The following is a 20,138-nucleotide window of genomic DNA, read 5'->3' as shown; positions in this document are numbered from 1 at the left end:
GCTAGAGTTGCCTTAGCATTTTATTCAAATGATAAAAAATATTCGTTGTCTTCGATTTTTTGTTAAAAAAACGGTACTAAATTCACTATAGCATGTTAGTATATTTAAATACATTATACATTTAAATATTATCTTTAGTCTTTAAATATCATGTGTGTGATACTTAGACGCTCGTTCTATAGTCAAGCTTTAACGTGACAACTGAGCGGCTTTTTGATTCAAAGACTGAACTTATCATCAATAATCTTGCCATCAATGAGAGATACTATGAAAAAAATTCTTATCACTGCCCTGAGTGCTGCTATTACTTTTTTAGCAGCGGGCTCTGCTTCAGCTGAGATTGAAGAGACACGTTCTATCAAAACGGCAACACCTCCTTTATTAGTTATCGTCACCTCAGAAGATGCTCAAGTACAGCTGATGTCTATGGTATTGACGATGCAGTCCGCACAGCAAGGCGCTGACACTCGAGTACTATTATGTGGCCCCGCCGGTGACTTAGCGCTACGTGATGCGCCAAGCAGTGTGACCGCAGCTCAGCCACCAAAGAATATGAGCGCACAAGGACTGATGAAAACGGTTATGCAAAAAACCCAAACTCAAGTCGAAGTTTGTGCTATCTATTTACCGGGTAAAGGGCTTGATCAATCGGCACTAATTGAAGGCGTTACGGCAGCCAATCCAGCAGATATCGCTAAGGTTATGACTGATAAATACACAAAAATAGCCAGCTTTTAATAAAAGGCTGTTGGTATTTCAATAGCCTTGTCATGACTGCTAGGTATGCTTTGGTAACATGGCGCAACTTGCACCCGCTGTACAGCGAGCGCATAATGACTTCAATATCATCTTCATTCGTATCTAGTAAGACTACTCAATTGCTTAGATCGATTGTCTAGATAGTAAAAATATAGTTTATAAGGACATAGATTCCACACCAGCCAAATTATTTTTGGCTATTGCCCGTGATAAAGGTTTATATATTGCGGACAGTTACTTGCGCGTATTATGGATAGTTACGCCAATCAGCTAACTAATTCAGCTAACTAATATAGGTAACCCTTATGTTTGCCTCTTTTATGATAGATCAAATGGACGCGCTGATGCTCGCGCGTATCCAGTTTGCTTTTGTTGTCTCCTTTCATATTGTCTTTCCCGCTTTTTCTATTGGACTTGCCAGCTGGCTGACCGTATTAGAATTTCGCTGGCTCAAAACGGGCGATCCCATTTACGCTGAAGTCTATAAACACTGGGTCAAAATATTCGCCGTGGTGTTCGGTCTTGGCGTGGTATCAGGCGTGGTGATGTCCTACCAGTTCGGTACCAACTGGGCGGTGTTTTCGGACAAAGCCGGTAACGTCTTAGGGCCTTTGCTCGCTTATGAGGTGTTAACTGCCTTTTTCTTAGAAGCATCATTCTTAGGTATTATGCTGTTTGGGTGGGGGCGCGTCAGCAAACGCATGCACTTTGCCTCGACGGCAATTGTCGCTGTCGGCACGCTGATATCAGCCACTTGGATTTTATCAGCTAATAGCTTTATGCAGACGCCGCAAGGCTTTATGATAGGCGCTGATGGCCTTCTGTATCCAACCAATTGGCTTGAGATTATCTTTACCCCCTCCTTCCCTTACCGTCTTGCACATATGGTGACGGCAGCATTTTTGACTACTGCCTTTGTCATCGGCGGTATTGGTGCCTATTACCTGCAGTCCAAAAAGCATCAAGATCATCGCCAGCATGGCCGCGTAATGCTAGGTATGGCGATGATTATGGCCATCTTTGTAGCGCCGCTACAAGTGCTCATTGGTGATGAGCATGGCTTGAACACCCTTGAACATCAGCCTGCAAAAGTGGCGGCGATGGAAGGTATTTGGGAAGACGAGCGCGGCGCGGCACTACGTTTATTCGCGATACCTGATCAAGATAACCAAACCAATAATTACGAGGTGAGTATCCCTTATGTCTCGGGTTTAATTTTGACTCATTCATTAGATGGAGAAGTCAAAGGACTCAAAAATTGGGCTGTCGAGGATCAACCGCCTGTTGCTATTGTCTTTTGGACATTTAGGATTATGGTGGGTATTGGTATGCTTATGGTGCTTGTTGGTTTATTTAGTGTTTACAAGTACTTTAAAAAACAACAATTTAATCCTGATAGTAAATGGTTCCATAGGGCTTGGATGTTTATGACGCCGATGGGCTTTATTGCGCTACTAGCTGGCTGGTTCGTCACCGAAACAGGACGTCAACCCTGGACCGTCTATGAAGTCATTCGTACTAGCGAGAGTATATCACCACTGGCAGCGCAGCAGGTGGCGACGACTTTGATTGGCTTTATCGTACTCTATACCTTTGTTTTTGGTGCAGGTAGCTTTTATATCTTGCGACTGATCGCGCAGGGGCCAAAACCGTTTGAAGATCCCGCTGAGGACAACTTCTATGAGCACTCAGTCACAGAAAGTCAGGGACGGACACTAAGCGGTGATAGCAGTCCTGATCAAAGTACAAAAGAAAATATCGATACACCTGCTGATGATGTCGATGATGGAGGGTTACGCTAATGTTTAACTACGGTGATGTATTAGACTTACCTTTGATCTGGGGCGGCTTGATTGCCTTATCTGTCTTTATTTATGTGTTGCTTGATGGTTTTGATTTGGGCTGCGGGATTTTATTTCCTTTTGCAGGCTCAGATAAGAACCGAAGCCGGATAATGAACTCTATCGCGCCTTTTTGGGATGGCAACGAGACGTGGCTGGTACTGGGCGGTGGCGGTTTATTCGCAGCCTTCCCAGTCGCTTATGGCATTATCATGAGCGGCTTGTATCTGCCGGTCATCTTTATGCTGTTTGGCCTGATCATGCGCGGCGTGGCGTTTGAGTTTCGTTTTAAAGCCTCTTCACGTCGTCACGTATGGGACAGTTTTTTCTTTATCGGCTCCGTGGTGGCCACTTTTTGCCAAGGGCTGATGTTGGGCGCGTTGATACAAGGGATTGAGGCAAGCAATCGTCTCTATACAGGCGGGCCTTTTGATTGGTTCACACCTTTTTCTATCATTTGCGGTATTGCCATGATTATCGGCTATGCGCTACTGGGCTCCACTTGGCTGATTATCAAGACAGAACACACGCTACAAGTATGGGCGCGCAAAGTCTCAGGTTGGATGCTCTCAGCGCTTATAGCCTCTATGATTGTAGTTACCGCCTTTATGTATTTTTCTGATATCAAGGCGCTTGAGGGCTGGTTTAGCTTCCCAGGCTTGCTATATTTGGCACCCATGCCGATTATCGTGCTGCTCTTGTTCTTTTTGATGCGTAAAGATTTAAAGACGGAGCGTGAATATCGCCCATTTCTCTTGACGGTGGCGTTATTTTTGATGGGTTATATCGGGGTCTGTTTTGCCGTTTTCCCTTATATCGTCCCGTATGAAATGACGATTTATGAAGCAGCAGCAGCGGACACCTCGCTATCCTTTATGCTGATTGGGGCCGCTATCATGCTACCGATTATCTTAAGTTATACCGCTTTTGCCTACTATACTTTTAAGGGCAAGACAGATCATGAGCATATGTACTAGGCGTAGTATATGTGCTAAGTCAGAAACAAGTAGCATCAGAGAAATGACAGCTAAAAAGTGACAGGCCACCGCAAAAGGTGGCGGTCACTACGCCCGTATGGCGTATCTATAAAAAGATAGGAGACGAATATGAAAAAGCTCAGTAAAAAGCAATCACAATGGGCATGGTTTATTGGTCTATATATCGCGGGCTTTTTGGTGATTTTTACCATTGCCCAATTGATTAAGCTGGCTATGGGTGTCTAGCTCATAGATACCTAGCGTTGGGTAACCCACCCTTTATGGCTTATCGTGCCTTAACAAACCAAAAAGCAGCGCCACAAATGGTCGCTGCTTTTTTATTGTCCTATAGACAGTGAGCGCTAAGCGCCTTGATGACTGGCGGCTCCTTTATCATCGATAAACTCATTGACTTGCGTCAGACGTTCAGGTGTGCCAACGTCTATCCAGTTATCTGCTATCACCTCGGCGGTGATTTGAAACTTCATCATCGCCTGCTTGAGCAGCGGCGCCAGTGCCGCTGGCTGACCTGAGGCCAACCCATCGACCAGTCTTGGCGACATCACGCTGATACCAGCAAAGGTATATTTGTCCGCATTATCAATCGGCTGCTCGCTGGCAAGACCATTGTTAATGGCAAAATCCCCGCCACTATTATGCTCTGGATTATCAATCAGCAATAGATGCGCGCGCTGATCCGCTCCCAGCTTATAATCAATCAGTTGCGAAAAATCATAAGTCGTCCACACATCCGAGTTGACTAAAATAAACGGCTCATCTCGTAGCTTGGCTGCCTGCAACGCCTGAAATATCCCTCCTGCCGTCTCCAGTGGCTCATCGCTTTCGACCGACCAATGCAGGGTCACGCCATATTGTGCCCCGTCACCCAACCTCTCTATCAGGGTATCGGCGAGCCATGAGGCGTTGATGGTGATGTCGGTAACACCAGCCGCTCGTAGTGCCTTGATATGCCAGACGATCAGCGGCTGACCGCCCACTTCTACCAAAGACTTAGGAGTCTCTAAGGTCAGCGGCCGCAGACGCGTACCCTTGCCAGCTGCCAAAATCATTGCTTGGGTAATCGTTGCTTGGTTGGTCTCAGACATGTGCGCTCCGTGTTTTTGTTATTGCTTTTTAAATACTGCTAAATACTGCCTAGGGCGTGCCTTCAATTCACTCGATAGTTATCTAAATGGGCTAAAAATGGCCTAAATATATTGCTGCACAAACTGACGCTGATACGCTGGCAATATGTGCTCTCTTAGATAGTCATTAAAAGGTGCCACCGCTTGCTGCATCTGCAGGCTGCCATGCGCCTCCAACCATTCTAGCTCAACCATAAAATCGCGCATCACTTTCGGAATATCGGCCAAATAGCGGTCTTTGCCATCGCGCTGCGATAGGCGGACAAAGATTCCCAGCACCTTTAGATGGCGCTGGACACCCATGACATTCATATCGTTTTCAAACTGCGCGATATCGGCAGCTGTGCTCACACCTGCTTGCTTTTGTAATTGCCAAAAATCACGTGTCCATGCAGATATCTGCGGCTCAGACCACTCCACATAAGCATCTCGCAGCAGCGATACCAAATCATAAGTATAAGCGCCAACCACCGCATCTTGAAAATCAATCACCCCCAAGCGTGAGTGATCGGCTTGATCTTGCATCAAGTTGCGGCTGTGATAATCACGATGGACGACGACTGCTGGCTGCTGCAAAATCTCTTGTATCAATACCGCTTTTAGCGCCCGCCACAGCTTTGGATCAACTGCCACGCCGATATATGGCATAAACCATTCACTAAACAAATCCATCTCTCGGTCTAGCAGTGCACTATCATAATCAGGCAGCTGATGCTCAGACTTTGCTTGTTCAACAGAGAGTGTTTGTAATGCGACCAACGTCTGCATGGCCAGCTGATAATGGCGATCGACTTGCTCGGGTGTGGCTTTAACCAGCAAATGAGCAAACTCTACCGTACCAAAGTCTTGTAACACCAAAAAGCCTTTGGCCACATCCTGCGCGATCAGCGTTGGCACATTGATCACAGGTGCCATCAATTTAGCAACATTGATAAACTGACGCATGGCGTCTTGTTCATCAGCCGAATCCATGACAATATAACGTGCCGCTTGCGATTGAGGCTCTGTTGTCAGCTGCAGTCGATGATACTGACGCGCGCTGGCATCTCCTGGCAGACTCTGTAAATCAAAGGTCTGCTCTGTAAAGACTGCTTGTAGCCAGTCGTGCAATTGCTGCTGGCGGCTGTTGGGTAGCGGCTGGGTCATAGGGCTCTCTAAAATCGTATTATCGGTTATAAAAAAGTAAATGTCGGTGGTCAACAACTAAAGTAGTGATAAGTGTGGCAAAACCTTGCTAAAATAGTGACGCCTATCTTGGTCATCATCGCTTTTATCAGTAGATAAGCGCGCGTGTGGCACGATGGCTATTGCTGAGCATAAATGCAGCAGCCTGTGCTCATCTTATAATTTTTGGTAAATAGTGTAGCTGATTTGGTTTTTTTTGACTATGATTAGTCGTCATTATATGTAAAACCGCCTGACTGTTGACACCATTTAGCATAATAAGCTCAATCTGTCGGCGTTGATGTATGACAGTACCTAAAAGATACGGCCACTCAATTACGTATCGCAATCTAACCGGCTCTGCAATCATAGGTGTGCCCTTGCTATATTCTTCGCTCTACCAAAGCATTCGTTTGATCTTATTTGGCGCGTTAGGTTTATCGAGCCTTGCGGTCAATGCCGCACTCAGCGAGGCAGAACCACAGACACAAACGACCAAGCCCCTGTCTGCGGATAGCGCGCACCGTCCTGCTTATCTGGCAGCAAGTCAGTCTGCCAGTCGCGCGGCAAAGGACACCCACCATGCTTTTGACCAAGATATCCGTTATCCTCAAAGCACCGTGCCACCCAGCGCAAAAAATCCAACTGTAAACAATGCCCGTGCATCGAGTGATAGCGACAGTACGCCAAGCCCGTCACTTGGGACGACAGCGATCAATAACGACGGCAATAGCAATGACGACAGTAACGTCTCAGGGCTTGCCTTGCCGCCAGCATTTGTGCCAGCCCCTGCAATACCCGACACGCTCGATGCGCAGTATGGCGACGACACATTTTTTGATGAGCCTACCGGCACCATCAATACCGACAATGCCTCCATGCAAACGCCTGAGCAAGTGGCCAGCACTCTAGATATCAATACCACAGCCACTATGGCTCACCATGCCAATCCTGAGGTTGATACCAGTAACAGTATCCACAACAACACTGGCGCTGATACCCATAACGATAATAATGGTACTGATATCACTAACAGCGACGAGAGTATTCAAGACAGCCTCAAACGGTTGGCTGAGTTTTATGAGCTTACACCTGAGACTGAGACAGCGGCACCAAACACCAATAGCAGCATGAGTCTGCAAGGCGATGAGGCAAATGCGCTACCAGAGGCGCTCATGCCGAGTACACAAACCATTCCAAAGGTTGGCCGCAATCTAGAGCTGCTGCCTAGAGCGATCGATAGTGCCCAGCGCTGTGAGGGTCAATGGGTCTATCCTAAACGCAACCCCAATTATCAGCGGGCAGTCAATGAAGCAGGCGGCATCAATGGACAAACCGCACCGAATGTCAGTGAGATACCAAACCAGCAAGCGCCGCTATTTTCAGAGTCAGACTACGGCTATTATGACAATGTCGACTATGCTGAACTATCAGGCAATGTCATTATCAATCAAGGCAGCCAGCATATCGAAGCTGACAAAGTATTGCTGGATTTGGGCAGCGGTGTGGCGGCAGCGCAAGGCAAAGTCATGTTTACGGACAAGGCAACTGGCAGGCGAGCAGCGCAGCGCAAGGCAAACCAAACCCAAGTCAATTTGACAGACAAAGCGACGCAAGGCGGCCTCATCGGGGTGGCCGATAGCCTCAATTACAACACCGAAACAGGCCAATCCACCGCCAAAGACGTGGCGTTCGCCAGTGTCGAATTACAAGCTCATGGCTATGCCAAGCAGCTAAACAGACCCAATGAGACGCAGTATGAGCTCGATGAGGTGATGTTTAGCACCTGCCCGCCGACCAATCGCAAATGGCAATTTGACGCAAAAAGTATCGATTTAGATACTGATACCGGTCGCGGCGAGGCATATAATACGACTTTTCGTGTCGCCGATGTGCCCGTATTTTACTTGCCTTATTTCAACTTCCCAATCGACAGTCGGCGTAGCAGCGGGTTTTTGTTACCCAGTGCCAGTGTCAGTAGTGAAAACGGCTTAGAAGTTGATGTGCCTTATTATTTTAACTTAGCGCCCAACTATGATGCCACGCTCAACACGCACATCTATACCGATCGCAATCCTATGCTATCAGGTGAGTTTCGTTATTTGACCGAAAACTACGGCGAAGGTATCTTTAATGGCTCTTATTTGCCAAACGATCGAGAGTATGGTGATGAAGATCGCAGTAGCTTTTTTTATGATCATGTGTGGTCTTCTAAGAGCATTCCGCGGTTGAGTGGCGATGCCAAATACAGCTACGTGTCAGACTCAGATTATCTCGATGATTTTGATACCCTCGGCTTATCTGATAGTACGGTAAACTTACCAAGACGGGCGCGCCTAAACTACTATAACGACTATGTCAGCGGCGAGCTAAAAGTTGAAACTTTTCAGACGCTCGATGCGTTCAATGGTGATGGCGAGGCGTTGCAAGATAAGGACAAACCGTACTCACGCTTACCTCAGCTAAGCGTAAACTATCGCCTGCCCACCGCTAATAATTTTGATATAACTGGTGTCCATGACTCCGCTTATTTCAAAAAATCCATCGATGATGGCTCAGAAAACGAAAAAAGCGGCACACGTCTTTATAATAAAATCAGCGCCGTCTACCCTATCGAAAGCTCATGGGGCTATGTCAAACCCAAGCTCAGCCTCCAGCACCTGTATACGTCTTATGACGAAGACAGCTTGGCAGACAATCAGCTGAGCAAAGAAGATGGTAGCCAGTCAGTCTTTGTACCGCAGGCCAGTATCGACGCTGGACTGAACTTCTATCAAGCAGGCTCACCATTTGGCGCGTTTGATGAGACCATGGGCGGTTACCGTTTGCTCAGCCCACGCTTAAAATACACCTACTCGCCATACAAAGATCAAAACGACATCCCAAACTTCAACACCCGTATTGCCTCTATCAACTATGAACAGTTATTTTCTGACAGTTGGTTTTTAGGTCAAGATCGTCTGCAAGATTTGCACGCCATCACGCCGGGTATAAATTATCGTTACATCGATGCAACGGGTGTGACACGTTTTGATGGTAGCATTGCAGAGCAGTTTTATATCGACAATGGACGCGTAACCTTAGAGAATGAGCAGCCAGTCTTTACCTCTTCGTCTTCTGGGATGGTGTGGAATACCAGTACGCAGCCTTATAACAATTTTTGGGTCGATGTCAGCGGCGCTTTGACCAATGACTATGACCTAAACTATGTGACCACTGAGCTTCGTTATCAGCCGTCGGACAATAGTTTGTTTAACGTCGGGTTTGTCAAGCGTCAACGTGACGAAAACACCGATCAACTGCCATTGTCTGCCTTTACCGCCTCCGCCATTTTTCCTATCAACAACAATTGGCGAGTATTGGCACAGGGTCAATACGACTATAACCGTGACAAAATGCTCGACTCTTTAGTCGGTGTCGATTACGAAGACTGCTGTTTTGGTTTTGCAGTTTATGGTCGTCGTTACTATAATGATCTCAATGTAAAGGATGAGCCAACCCAAGCGGTGATGGCTGAGATTAGACTAAATGGTTTGGGCAGTGGTAGCAGCCGTTTGACCCGCCTGCTCTCTGACAAAATCTTAGGTTTTGAGCCTATACAAAACGCTTGGAAAGACTAAGACATGATAGGTACTATGTGACGCAGCAATGATACTGCGGGGCAATGGTACCGATATTTATAACCCTGTATTTTTAGGCCTTTAGGGACAACCCTGTCTATTATTTGATTATTAAGTGTATTGGGTAGAGTTAACCGACTACCATCCGATGCGATGACATTGATGAGGAGCATCATGAGATTTTTTTCTGTACGTCAGACCAGCCGCGCGGTACTGCTATCTACGGGTGCCAGCCTTGCGCTCACTTTGGGTGCTCAAGCGGCAACCGTCAAGCCTGCGAGCGTCCAAGCTGCTGATCCAACCAGCACCAGTCGTTTAACACCAGCAAACAGTACCGACGGCATCATCGCTTTGGTCAATGAAAACGCTATCTTAAAAAGCGAGTTGGTTGAGGCCATCCAGCAAACTCAGGCGCGCGCCCAAGCCGCGGGCGAGCCGATAGCCAACTCAGCACAGCTACAGTCTGAAGTACTAAACGCCCTTATCTTGCGTGAGTTACAACTATCGATGGTCAAACGCATCGGCCTGACGCCCGACGACGCGGCTATCAATCAGCGTCTTGGCCAAATCGCACAGGCTGAAGGCTTAAATAGTATCGCAGCCTTGCAACAGCGCCTGGATGCCGCCCAACCTGGTAGCTATGCTGCTCTGCGCGCGAAACTGATAGAAGACGCCGCTATTCAGGCATTGCAGCAGCGCCAAATCAGTAGCCGCGTACGCATCAGTGAGCAAGACATCGATGCATTTTTGGCCTCACCTGAAGCCAAACGCCTAAACCAAAGTGAATACCAAACCATTCATGTGCGCGTGCCTTATATGGACGACTATAGCCGCCTATCTGAGGCGCAGCGCGAAGAAGCACTAAAAGTCGCTCAAGCCCTACGTACGCGCCTGCTTACGCCAAATGTCGATGTCACAGAGGCCATCGCCGCCAGTCAAGGCAGCTACCCTATCCCGCTCCAAGGTGGCGATATGGGCTTCCATAAAGCAGCATCTCTACCGACAGAACTATCTAGCGAGATTACCAAACTCGATGTAGGCGCCGTCAGTGCACCGCTCATCACACCAGAGGGTATCGATATCATTAAACTGGCTGACAAAAAAGCCAGTGACACCATGCTGGTACCGCAGTGGCATACTCGTCATATCCTCGTCAAAGTCGATGAGCTGCAGACAGACGCCCTCGCCGAACAAAAAATCAATGACCTATATGAGCAGCTACGCGGTGGCGCTGACTTTGCAAGCTTGGCCTCGACTTACTCAGATGATCCAGGCTCTGCCGGACGTGGCGGCGATTTGGACTGGGTTAGTGAAGGCGATATGATAGGCCCATTTGAAGCCATGATGAAAAACACCACCGTGGGCGACTACTCTGCTCCTTTTAAAACGCAATTTGGCTGGCATATCCTACAAGTCGAAGGCAAGCGTCAGCAAGACGTCAGCGACGAATATCGCCGCAATATGGCACGTCAAGCCCTGTATCAACGCCTAGCGCCGCAAGCAAAAGAAGACTGGCTCCAAGAGCTACGCGCGGGCGCTTATATCCAAGTGCTTGGCTAAGTGCCTATCGGTATATAGTGAGTTTAGTATAAAAACGATACAGTGGGACTGGGATAATTTTTACGCAGCCTCTGTCGGCGCAGGCACAGCACGCAAGGAAAATTTATACCAGTTCCACGTTGATATATAATGTATCTGTTTTATTTAGAATCGACTATATAAACATAAGCTGTCGTATATACATCGACGAAAACGCCACTGTCAAAAAAAGGGTACAAGCGCTGGCATGTACCCTTTTTTGTTGCTTAGTAGGTGGCAGATTATCGTAAGAAACACACCTAACGCTTGTATTTCTATTATAAATTCAATCGATTACAAACACGATTATAAAAATCTAACCAGCATATAAATCCCCATAGCGACCATCATGATGTTTTCGGTCAACGACACAAAACCGAGCGGCACATTTGAGTTACCGCCCACGCAAGCACATTTAAGCTCACGCTTGTCTATATACACTGCTTTGAACACCGAGACGCCATTGATACCGCCGATAACTATCGCAACGACAGCCGCTATGATACTCAGCCATGCCACACCTGCGAGCATGGCAATACCGACAAAAGCCTCGGCGAAAGGATAAACATACGCATAGCGCACAATTTTGCGTGCTAATAAATCATAGCCCAAAAACTGATTGGTAAAGCTTTCTAAATCTTGTAGCTTTTGAATGGCAAGCACAATCATCGATAAGGCGATAAACCAGATAAGCGTTTGTATCGTCAATAGCGTATCGCTCATGCCCCAAGTCAGCGAAAGGCTGGCCAGCGCGGTGGTAGCAAATATGGCAATCACTGGCGTGTAGCTAAAGCCCTCCTTTTGAGCAGCCTTTTTGCCAAAGTAGGCTTGCAGGTCATCATAGCCACCTACGCGCTCGCCATTAATAAGTATTTGCGGGGTGGTAGTGACATTGAATTTGTCTTTGACCGCTTGCGTCTCAGCATCATTGTTTAAAGATTTGTCCTCAATCTCATAGCCTTTACGCTGCAATAAATCGAGCGCCTTTAACCCAAAGGGGCAAACATGATCGGCTTTTACCAGACGGTAGACGGTTGCTGTTTTCATGCTCAATACTCCCTTCACTTTATTCTCACCGATAGCTCAGTGTGCAAACGTTGTAGTCAGTACGAATATGGACACATTAGCGGTCAAACCCGCCGCCTTTGCTCGGCTACTCTAGCTCTTTTATCAGCTGCTGCATCTCGCCGATTTCGCGCTTTTGAGTTTTGATGATGTCATCTGCCAATTGGCGCACGCGCGGGTCATCAATATCGGCGCGCTCACTGGTCAAAATAGCGATTGAATGGTGCGGTATCATCGCTTGCATCCAATCGACTTGATCGACGGTTTGCTGTGAGCGCACGCCCCAAAGACCAAAGGCAAATAGCACGACACTTAAGCCATAAATCATCAAATTGACCTTAGTTTTTTTATACATATTACCCATAAAAGCAAGCATGATGACCGCCATCATCGCGCCCATATATAGCGCCATATAAGCACGGGTCTCACTAAAATAGACGTGATCCCATTTATACGTATTAAAGTACATCATGATATACATGACGATGGTCGAGGTAAGTATCATCAAAAAAAACTTCAGATACGGGTTCATTTGCGATTTATTGTTATTCATATCCATGTGATTATCTCCATAAATGACACCTATATGGATAGATGCCAGTAATGATCGTTATATTAATTTTAAGGCAGTTAGTAAGCACGTCTTTACAAAACTGATAGACTAAGACTGAGGTATGGGTCTAAATCAAAACCAAAATTTTACCCCTGCAGTGACGCTACTAGTATCAACATCTTCGTTGTTTTGGCGACGTAAGTCTCTTGTATCTCCTAACGCTGTCTCATAGCTAAAACCCACATAAGGGGACAGCTGACGACTAAGCATCTCATAGGTGAGCCGAACTTCAGCTTCTAAATCATTAAAGCCTTTGGTAATGTTATTGTCAGTATCATCCTTGCTAAATACCGTTAACCCAGCTTCAGGTATCACCATCCAATGCTGGTCTAAGCGCCATTCATACTCTGCACCAAGATCAAGCTGGACTTGACCGTCGGTATAAACATAGGCTTTAGCATCCGTCTCAATGAAATACGGCGCTGTGCCGACGATACCCGCCATCAGTGCTGACTTGTCGTTTTCAGTGTTATAAGCGATGCCCGCTTCGCCATTCCAAAAGACACCAAGCGGCTGCCAATAAGCAAGCGAGCTTAGACTATCGATGGCTTTATCATCTTTGGTCGCGGCGTGACCTTCAGTACGTAATCTAAGACGGCTACTATCATCACCATACCAACCCTCTATCTCAAAGTTGATTTGATCATCCTCGGACTGATAGCCCAAATCATCTACCGATATGCCCCAAGTAGGCAAGCTTCCCATCATCACAGGCTTACCATACTCGCCATAGCCCACGCCATTGGAGTAATCAGGGCTACGCGCATCAGCAGGCAGCTCGCCACCTTGCATACCCGACATATCCATACTGTTGTGATCCATGCCCATGCTGCTATGGTCCATATCCGACATGTCCATGCTGCTATGATCCATGCTTGATATATCCTTTTCAGCTGCCGCTACTAAGGGTGACGTTAGCAATACCGCTGATGATAAGCCGATGAATGGCAGACTTTTTTTAATGGTTTTCATAACAAACTCACATTCCACAATTCATTAAACGACAGCAACTTCTCTAAACATACCTGCTTCCATGTGATAGAGCAGATGGCAATGCCAAGCCCAGCGTCCTGCCTCGCCCGTTACATCAAAACTCACCTTTTGCGCAGGATGCACTAAGATAGTATGCTTGCGTACTTGAAAGTCGCCATTAGGCGCGCGCAAATCACTCCATATACCGTGCAGATGCATCGGGTGACTCATCATGGTGTCATTGACTAAGGTAATACGCACGCGCTCGCCCGGTTTGATATTGACAGGCGGCGCGTCTTTAAACATAATGCCATCGAGCGCCCAGATATAGCGCTCCATGTTGCCTGTTAGATGAATCTCAACCTCGCGAGTCGGTTTGCGCTGTTCGTTCATGATCTCGTTGCCAACAGAACGCAGCTGGCTATACGTCAGCACCTCTCTATCGATGTTACGCAGATTAATCCCAGGATCGTCTAGGTTCATGCGCGGACTATCGACGCGCATATCGGTCTTAAAATCATACTCGGTCTTGGCATGGTGTGCGTCATAACCCTTGTCGCCCATCGCCCCCATCATATCGGCCATAGTGAGCCACTCGATACCATCCATCTGAGGTGTGGCAGCGCGAGCGCCTTTGCGAGTGGCTAGGGTTGCGGTCACATAATCAGTGCGATCGATGTTTTGCGCAAAGATAGTATGGGCGTCTTTAGTTGGCGTGACGATGACATCGTAAGTCTCAGCAACGCCAATACGAAAATCGTCGACCTCGACAGGCGCGACATCGTTACCATCAGTGCCAACGACTTTTATCTTAAGACCCGGTATTCGCACATCAAATATCGTCTGCGCGGAAGCATTGATAAAGCGTAGCTTGACCGGCTGTCCTGCTTTGACAAGCTGCGCCCAATTAGCGGCAGTGGTTTTACCATTAATCAGATAAGTAAAAGTCGTCTCCCCTGACAAATCACTAAAATCAGTCGGCATCATGCGCATCTGATTCCACATTTTGCGCTTATCAAAGGCCGCCTCTATATCGGTGGCGGCGATATCAGAAAGGAGTTTTTTGAAATCGGGTAGATGATAATTATCAAAGTCAGCGTGCTGCTTGAGTAGTTTGAGTAACGTATGCGGATCACGGTGCGTCCAATCGCTGAGCAAAATCACATGATCTTCTGCCACCGGATAGCGCTCCGCTCCTTTTGGCTCGATGACGATCGCGCCGCGCATACCCGTTTGCTCCTGAAAGCCTGTATGCGAGTGATACCAATAAGTCCCTGATTGTTTGAGTTTGAACTTATAAGTAAAGGTACTATTGGCAGGGATGCCGTTGAAGCTAATACCCGGCACACCGTCCATCTCAAAAGGTACGAGCAGACCATGCCAATGAATAGAGGTCGACTCATTCATCTGGTTATGCACGCGGATGATGACTGTATCGCCCTCTTGCATCTTCAGCGTTGGCGCAGGTAGTGAGTCATTAATCAGCGTCGCTATACTCGACTTGCCATCGACAATAATGGGCTTTTTGCTGATATACAGATCGAACTCATCACCCGACAAGATAGGCACTTGATGATCGGGTCTATCGCTATTAACGACCGCCTTGCTTTGCGAGCCCGCAAGCGCACTATTTGCCATCGTTGGCAGGCCAGATAACATGGACGCCCCTACCAAGGCGGACGATCCTGTCAAAAAATAACGGCGGTTGAGCGTATTTTTATTATTCATAAGGTGACTCGTAATAAGGAATTAATAAATACTAAAATCTCTAAAAACGCTTCAAACTATAGTTGCTGCTGCGGCGACTCAATTTGTGCATAAACCGTGCTGCTACCGTCTTTGTTAATTTGCATGATTTGATACGGATCAAATCTGTTTTGATACTCCATACCTGGACTGCCCATAGGCATACCCGGCACCGCAAGGCCAATCGCCTCGCTTGGTGGGTTTGTTAAAAACTGCGCCACATATTTGGCCGGGACATGACCTTCAAACACATAACCATCACTCGTCACTGTAGTATGGCAAGAGCGCATATTATCAGGTACGCCGTAGCGCTGTTTAAATACCGCCAAATCGCTGACATCTTGCCCGTTTGCCGTCATACCATGATCCTCGGCATGACCGATCCACTCTTTACAGCAGCCACAATTGGCATCTTTGTAGACGGTGGCCGAGACGTTTTGTAAAATGGTGGATGACGGCTGCAGGTCTGATGCCTTTGTGTTTGACGCTGGGCTTATAGTCTCTACTGGTACTTGTGTGCTCGCCGTCGTTTGCTTATCAGCCGCATCGACATCTGGCTGACTACAAGCCATCAGCCCAACGCTCGCCGTCAATAAAACAACGCCACCCAACCGCTTATGGTCTGTATTAAACATCATGCTTTTATCCTTTTTTATCCCATTGCCTTGTATCAGATAATACTGTAGAGCGGGCGGCCTTTTACTAAGTCAACAGCCGTTATAAAGGCAGCAGCCGCCGATGCCGTTCATAGCCTATATACTAGCGACCCCATTCTGACCGGCAGATGACATGCAGATGACAATCCTGTCATCTTTGCCACCATCGATGTTCATAGCAAACAGAATCCTTTAGTATGGCCTTATGCTATGAACCTAATCTGCGAGGTGGGATGATGAAGGTATTATTGGTAGAAGACGAGATAAAGCTTGGCGAGTATATAAAAAAAGGACTGACAGAAGCGGGGTTTGTCGTTGAGCATCATACAACGGGTCTAGATGGGTATCATGCGCTCATGACCGACGAGTATAGCGTGGTGCTGATGGATGTCATGTTACCTGATATCAGCGGTTTTGAGCTGATACGCAATTATCGCGCTGCCGGCAAGCAGACGCCTGTGCTGTTTTTGACCGCAAAAGACGAGTTAAGCGATAAAGTCAAAGGCATCGAGATTGGCGGCGATGATTATCTGACCAAACCTTTTGCCTTTGCCGAGCTGATCGTGCGTATAAAAAGCCTCTTGCGCCGCGCCAATCAAGCGGACTATAACAGCACGATATTACAGATAGCAGACCTACAGATGGATATTGCCAAGCGCACTGTGCATAGAGGCGATACAGCCATTAAGCTGACGGCCAAAGAGTTTTCTTTATTACAATTTATGCTTGAGCGTCAAGGGGAGGTATTACCGCGCTCGGTTATCGCCTCCCAAGTCTGGGATATGAACTTTGATAGTGATACCAATGTCATCGATGTGGCCATCAGACGCCTACGGCTCAAAATCGATGATAACTATGAGACCAAGCTGATTCACACCGTGCGCGGTATGGGTTATCGCTTAGATGCGGCAGATACTGCCATAGCAGAGACGGATAACGCGCGATGAAATACCGCTTTGACAATCGGCGCTTACCACTATTATGGCGTACGATTTTTTTATTGACGATCTTTGTCGTCATCTCCCAAATCGTTATTTATATTTGGGTACAACGCTCGGTCAGCGGCCACTTTGAGCAAATGGACTCAGAGATCATCACACATGCTGCCTTTAATTTGCGCAAACGTGCCGATTATTCCAATGAACGCACGACGGCGACTTTGCCATTGTCCTCTACGCCTTCAGCGCCACTTTATCCTGATGACCTGCACGCCTCATGGTCAGACTATAATCTAAAAATCCTAGTGATTGACAGACAAGGGCATCGACTGTCCAGTGCGCCAAGTGGCTTTGCCCATGAGCTGCCCGCGGACTTTGACCTTTGGTCATTATGGCAAACGCATCGCGAGCAGCAATTTGTCACCAAAATCAACGACCGCAACTACCGCGCGGTGCTCATCAAAGACGAGCAGATCCTCGCTTTGATTGCCTTACCAATCGATGTCCATCACCAGTACCTTTTACAGTTCAATCGTCAGCTAAGCCTGATTTTACTTGCGATTACATTGTTACTGGTTTCTGTTGCGGCCCTAAGTGTCTATTGGGGATTTGCGCCTTTATCCACCATTGTACAAAAGATGCAAGGCATCAATCCAGAGCGCTTGGATGAAAGAGTGAGCGTCAGTGATATGCCGCGCGAGCTACGGCCTTTGGCCGAGTCTTACAACCTCATGATGAGTAAACTTGAGGGTAATTTTGCTTCATTACTGCGGTTTTCAGACAATATCGCCCACGAGCTGCGCACACCGCTGGCCACCCTTGGTACACAAACCCAAGTCATGCTGAGTAAGACCCGAGATACGGAAGAATACATCGAGCAGCTACACCATCAGCACGACACACTCCAGCAGCTATCAAGCCTCATCAATAATATGCTCCTGCTTGCCAAAACCCAAAAAGGGCTAAATAACTCACAGCTTGCGCCAGTAAATACTGAGGAGTTGATCATAAAACTACTGGATTATTTTGAGTTGATAGCCGAAGACCGCCACTTACTCTTTAAAAAAACAGGCAGTTTTGAGGTGGTATTGGGCGATGAAGGTCTGCTACAAAGACTGTTTGCCAACCTTATGTCAAACGCCATACATTACGCCGCCAGTGACAGCGTCATTAGCGTCGACGCTGCCATCGAAGACCCATCGGAGCTGCAACCTACCAAACCCTCTAGCATCAGTACAGCTCATCGGTCAGCGCTCATTATCACCATTACCAATCGCATGGCGCAGCCTATCAGTCAAGCAGAAGCAGACAAGCTGTTCGAGCGATTTCATCGTCATCATACCACTACCAACATGCATGCTGGATCGGGGCTAGGGCTATCTATCGTACAAGCCATTGCCCAAGCCCATGACGGTACTGTCAGCATTCGCATCAGAGATCATGAGTACTTTGCCGTGAGTGTTAAGCTGTATCTGGCGCAAGTATAGTGGAGTCCAAATACATCAGTTATGGATACTTGTCTTTTACCAACAGATCTTCTACCAACAGATTTTGCAGACACAAAAAAACCCCAAACAAGCTAGTGTTTGAGGCGAAACTTGTATAAACTTAACAGTTTAAATTCGTTTTAAATATGGCGCAGCGGACGGGACTCGAACCCGCGACCCCCGGCGTGACAGGCCGGTATTCTAACCAACTGAACTACCGCTGCTTAGGTCGTCTTAGCATCTTGCCTTTATAAAGGCCCACTTGCTAATAAGTGGTGGGTGATGACAGGCTCGAACTGCCGACATTCTGCGTGTAAGGCAGACGCTCTACCAACTGAGCTAATCACCCTGAGAAGCGTTAAAAATTGCACTGCAACTTTATCTTCGCAAGAGAATCTCCCTTAAAGGGAAAATTCTAACAGAAGCTGACTGACTAAAGCCTCGCTCTGTGGGTGTGTATTATATAGATTTACACATGGCTGTCAAACGGTATTTTGCCTTTTTTCATGATTTTCTTTTATTTAAAAAAAAACAATCAGCAAACCTATGTTTTTATTGATTTTATATTTTTCAAAATTTACAGATATTTCTTATATTGACGCATTTTGGACGCACAGCGTGGCTCACTATCCCATGTTATAGTGAGTTCAGTATAAAAACGATACAGTGGGATTGGGATAAATTTTACGCAGCATCGAGCGGCGCAGGCACAGCACGCAAGGAAAATTTATACCAGTTCCACGTTGACATATAATGTATCTGTTTTATTCAGAATCGACTATATCTATGAAAACCCTGACCTTTATTACTGCGAGCACATCCCCTCTAGCCCTTCAAGCTGCAGGGTCAATCGGCACTTGCTGGCCGTATTGACGACCAGCAAGGCTTTTTTTATATCAAAAAATGCTGGCGCGATGCCATTCATACGCTCTGCGGTAAAATCATACAAGCAGGTTATTTTGCAGATTTATCCAAATCAATAGAGACCGAGTTGATACAGTAGCGCATACCTGTCGTCTCACGCGGTCCATCAGGGAACACATGACCCAAGTGCGCGCCGCAGTTGCTACAGGTCACCTCGGTGCGGCGCATACCTAATGAGTTGTCTTCATGCTCATCGATAGCGGCATTGTCGATACCTTGATCAAAGCTTGGCCAGCCGCAGCCTGCATCAAACTTGTTGTCAGCATCGAATAACTTTGCACCGCAGCCTTTACAGCGGTAGATACCTTCGTCATTGACATCATTATAAACGCCAGTAAACGGACGCTCCGTGCCTTTTTCGCGCATCACATAATATTCTTCGCTACTCAAACGCTCGCGCCAGTCAGCGTCGGTCAGTTGACTGATTTCTTCTTTGCTAAGTTGGTTGTCTTGCATGGTTTATCCTTATTTATCAGTTTTGTCTGATTTTCTGTGATTAATCGCTATAACATTATCTCGCTATAAAACTACCAAAATACAGGGCCAGTTAAGCGCATGATAATAATAACGATGCTGTGTATTTGTTGATACAACCAGCATTATTCAAGGTGTCTACTACAACAATATCATTCTACCCCTCAAGTCTGATGAGC

The 20,138-nt window shown here is 47.0% G+C and carries 17 protein-coding genes and 2 tRNA genes; 8 read left to right on the top strand and 11 right to left on the bottom strand.

Translation table 11 applies throughout. The features are described from left to right. The first annotated feature begins 267 nt into the window (after positions 1-267). The 4 genes from JMX98_RS03300 (at position 268) to JMX98_RS14280 (ending at position 3,823) form a co-directional block, all read left to right on the top strand. Complete coding sequence (locus JMX98_RS03300; RefSeq protein ID WP_201584703.1) at positions 268-738, top strand: hypothetical protein; 471 nt, start codon at positions 268-270, stop codon at positions 736-738. Between the two features lie 326 nt (positions 739-1,064). Beyond that, positions 1,065-2,561, top strand: coding sequence for a cytochrome ubiquinol oxidase subunit I (locus tag JMX98_RS03295; RefSeq protein ID WP_201584702.1), 1,497 nt, complete (start codon positions 1,065-1,067; stop codon positions 2,559-2,561). Continuing rightward, positions 2,561-3,577, top strand: coding sequence for a cytochrome d ubiquinol oxidase subunit II (gene cydB, locus JMX98_RS03290; protein ID WP_201584701.1), 1,017 nt, complete (start codon positions 2,561-2,563; stop codon positions 3,575-3,577). Before JMX98_RS03295 ends, cydB begins: the two co-directional genes overlap by 1 nt. 129 nt (positions 3,578-3,706) lie before the next feature. Continuing rightward, positions 3,707-3,823 (top strand): DUF2474 domain-containing protein, encoded by a 117-nt coding sequence (locus JMX98_RS14280; protein ID WP_372046312.1) that lies wholly within the window; start codon positions 3,707-3,709, stop codon positions 3,821-3,823. A gap of 116 nt (positions 3,824-3,939) precedes the next feature. On the opposite strand, the gene murU is transcribed toward JMX98_RS14280, so the two are convergent. Both murU and JMX98_RS03280 read right to left on the bottom strand, forming a co-directional pair. Then, positions 3,940-4,683 (bottom strand): N-acetylmuramate alpha-1-phosphate uridylyltransferase MurU, encoded by a 744-nt coding sequence (gene murU, locus JMX98_RS03285; RefSeq protein WP_201584700.1) that lies wholly within the window; start codon positions 4,681-4,683, stop codon positions 3,940-3,942. A 102-nt stretch (positions 4,684-4,785) separates the two neighbouring features. Continuing rightward, positions 4,786-5,868 (bottom strand): aminoglycoside phosphotransferase family protein, encoded by a 1,083-nt coding sequence (locus tag JMX98_RS03280; RefSeq protein WP_201584698.1) that lies wholly within the window; start codon positions 5,866-5,868, stop codon positions 4,786-4,788. 398 nt (positions 5,869-6,266) lie between these two features. On the opposite strand from JMX98_RS03280, the gene lptD reads away from it, so the two are divergent. Further along, positions 6,267-9,506 (top strand): LPS assembly protein LptD, encoded by a 3,240-nt coding sequence (lptD, locus tag JMX98_RS03275; protein WP_227680003.1) that lies wholly within the window; start codon positions 6,267-6,269, stop codon positions 9,504-9,506. 174 nt (positions 9,507-9,680) lie between these two features. Further along, positions 9,681-11,066: a peptidylprolyl isomerase gene (locus JMX98_RS03270; protein ID WP_201584696.1), complete on the top strand. Its 1,386-nt coding sequence runs from the start codon at positions 9,681-9,683 to the stop codon at positions 11,064-11,066. A gap of 324 nt (positions 11,067-11,390) precedes the next feature. Here the strand turns inward: JMX98_RS03270 and JMX98_RS03265 are convergent, their stop codons facing one another. From JMX98_RS03265 to JMX98_RS03245, 5 genes are all read right to left on the bottom strand, one after another. After that, on the bottom strand, positions 11,391-12,131 hold the full coding sequence (locus tag JMX98_RS03265) for a MauE/DoxX family redox-associated membrane protein (RefSeq protein WP_201584694.1): 741 nt from the start codon (positions 12,129-12,131) through the stop codon (positions 11,391-11,393). A 106-nt stretch (positions 12,132-12,237) separates the two neighbouring features. Then, positions 12,238-12,708, bottom strand: coding sequence for a DUF305 domain-containing protein (locus JMX98_RS03260; RefSeq protein WP_265089348.1), 471 nt, complete (start codon positions 12,706-12,708; stop codon positions 12,238-12,240). Between the two features lie 126 nt (positions 12,709-12,834). Next, a complete protein-coding gene (locus JMX98_RS03255) occupies positions 12,835-13,734 on the bottom strand; it encodes a copper resistance protein B (protein WP_201584693.1) in 900 nt (299 codons plus the stop codon). A 24-nt stretch (positions 13,735-13,758) separates the two neighbouring features. After that, the gene (locus JMX98_RS03250) at positions 13,759-15,462 is read right to left on the bottom strand and encodes a copper resistance system multicopper oxidase (RefSeq protein ID WP_201584692.1); all 1,704 of its coding nucleotides are present in this window, start codon (positions 15,460-15,462) and stop codon (positions 13,759-13,761) included. 56 nt (positions 15,463-15,518) lie between these two features. Then, entirely contained in the window at positions 15,519-16,115 is a 597-nt protein-coding gene (locus JMX98_RS03245) for a DUF411 domain-containing protein (RefSeq protein ID WP_413786508.1), read from the bottom strand. 257 nt (positions 16,116-16,372) lie between these two features. Between JMX98_RS03245 and JMX98_RS03240 the strand changes: the two genes are divergently transcribed. Further along, positions 16,373-17,083 carry a heavy metal response regulator transcription factor gene (locus tag JMX98_RS03240; protein ID WP_201584761.1) on the top strand — a complete coding sequence of 237 codons (711 nt, stop codon included), beginning with the start codon at positions 16,373-16,375 and terminating at the stop codon, positions 17,081-17,083. After that, entirely contained in the window at positions 17,080-18,561 is a 1,482-nt protein-coding gene (locus JMX98_RS03235; protein WP_201584690.1) for an ATP-binding protein, read from the top strand. Before JMX98_RS03240 ends, JMX98_RS03235 begins: the two co-directional genes overlap by 4 nt. Before the next feature lie 147 nt (positions 18,562-18,708). Here JMX98_RS03235 and JMX98_RS03230 read toward each other — a convergent pair. From JMX98_RS03230 to msrB, 4 genes are all read right to left on the bottom strand, one after another. Then, positions 18,709-18,785: transfer RNA gene (locus JMX98_RS03230), tRNA-Asp, on the bottom strand. Positions 18,786-18,834: 49 nt separating this feature from the next. Next, positions 18,835-18,910 (bottom strand) — tRNA-Val (locus JMX98_RS03225). Positions 18,911-19,366: 456 nt separating this feature from the next. After that, positions 19,367-19,510, bottom strand: a complete 144-nt coding sequence (locus tag JMX98_RS03220) for a hypothetical protein (RefSeq protein ID WP_201584689.1) — start codon at positions 19,508-19,510, stop codon at positions 19,367-19,369. A 5-nt stretch (positions 19,511-19,515) separates the two neighbouring features. Beyond that, complete coding sequence (gene msrB / locus JMX98_RS03215) at positions 19,516-19,941, bottom strand: peptide-methionine (R)-S-oxide reductase MsrB (RefSeq protein WP_201584688.1); 426 nt, start codon at positions 19,939-19,941, stop codon at positions 19,516-19,518. Positions 19,942-20,138: the final 197 nt, after the last annotated feature.

The sequence above is a fragment of the Psychrobacter sp. HII-4 genome, assembly GCF_904846595.1.
Classification (GTDB): domain Bacteria; phylum Pseudomonadota; class Gammaproteobacteria; order Pseudomonadales; family Moraxellaceae; genus Psychrobacter; species Psychrobacter celer.
The sequence above is the reverse complement of the archived record's forward strand: the minus strand, read 5'-3'. Positions and strand labels throughout refer to the sequence as shown.

Coding starts and splice junctions, on each gene's coding strand:
- JMX98_RS03300 (WP_201584703.1), top strand. CDS start 268: ATGAAAAAAATTCTTATCACTGCCCTGAGTGCTGCTATTACTTTTTTA.
- JMX98_RS03295 (WP_201584702.1), top strand. CDS start 1,065: ATGTTTGCCTCTTTTATGATAGATCAAATGGACGCGCTGATGCTCGCG.
- cydB (WP_201584701.1), top strand. CDS start 2,561: ATGTTTAACTACGGTGATGTATTAGACTTACCTTTGATCTGGGGCGGC.
- JMX98_RS14280 (WP_372046312.1), top strand. CDS start 3,707: ATGAAAAAGCTCAGTAAAAAGCAATCACAATGGGCATGGTTTATTGGT.
- murU (WP_201584700.1), bottom strand. CDS start 4,683: ATGTCTGAGACCAACCAAGCAACGATTACCCAAGCAATGATTTTGGCA.
- JMX98_RS03280 (WP_201584698.1), bottom strand. CDS start 5,868: ATGACCCAGCCGCTACCCAACAGCCGCCAGCAGCAATTGCACGACTGG.
- JMX98_RS03270 (WP_201584696.1), top strand. CDS start 9,681: ATGAGATTTTTTTCTGTACGTCAGACCAGCCGCGCGGTACTGCTATCT.
- JMX98_RS03265 (WP_201584694.1), bottom strand. CDS start 12,131: ATGAAAACAGCAACCGTCTACCGTCTGGTAAAAGCCGATCATGTTTGC.
- JMX98_RS03260 (WP_265089348.1), bottom strand. CDS start 12,708: ATGGATATGAATAACAATAAATCGCAAATGAACCCGTATCTGAAGTTT.
- JMX98_RS03255 (WP_201584693.1), bottom strand. CDS start 13,734: ATGAAAACCATTAAAAAAAGTCTGCCATTCATCGGCTTATCATCAGCG.
- JMX98_RS03250 (WP_201584692.1), bottom strand. CDS start 15,462: ATGAATAATAAAAATACGCTCAACCGCCGTTATTTTTTGACAGGATCG.
- JMX98_RS03245 (WP_413786508.1), bottom strand. CDS start 16,115: ATGTTTAATACAGACCATAAGCGGTTGGGTGGCGTTGTTTTATTGACG.
- JMX98_RS03240 (WP_201584761.1), top strand. CDS start 16,373: ATGAAGGTATTATTGGTAGAAGACGAGATAAAGCTTGGCGAGTATATA.
- JMX98_RS03235 (WP_201584690.1), top strand. CDS start 17,080: ATGAAATACCGCTTTGACAATCGGCGCTTACCACTATTATGGCGTACG.
- msrB (WP_201584688.1), bottom strand. CDS start 19,941: ATGCAAGACAACCAACTTAGCAAAGAAGAAATCAGTCAACTGACCGAC.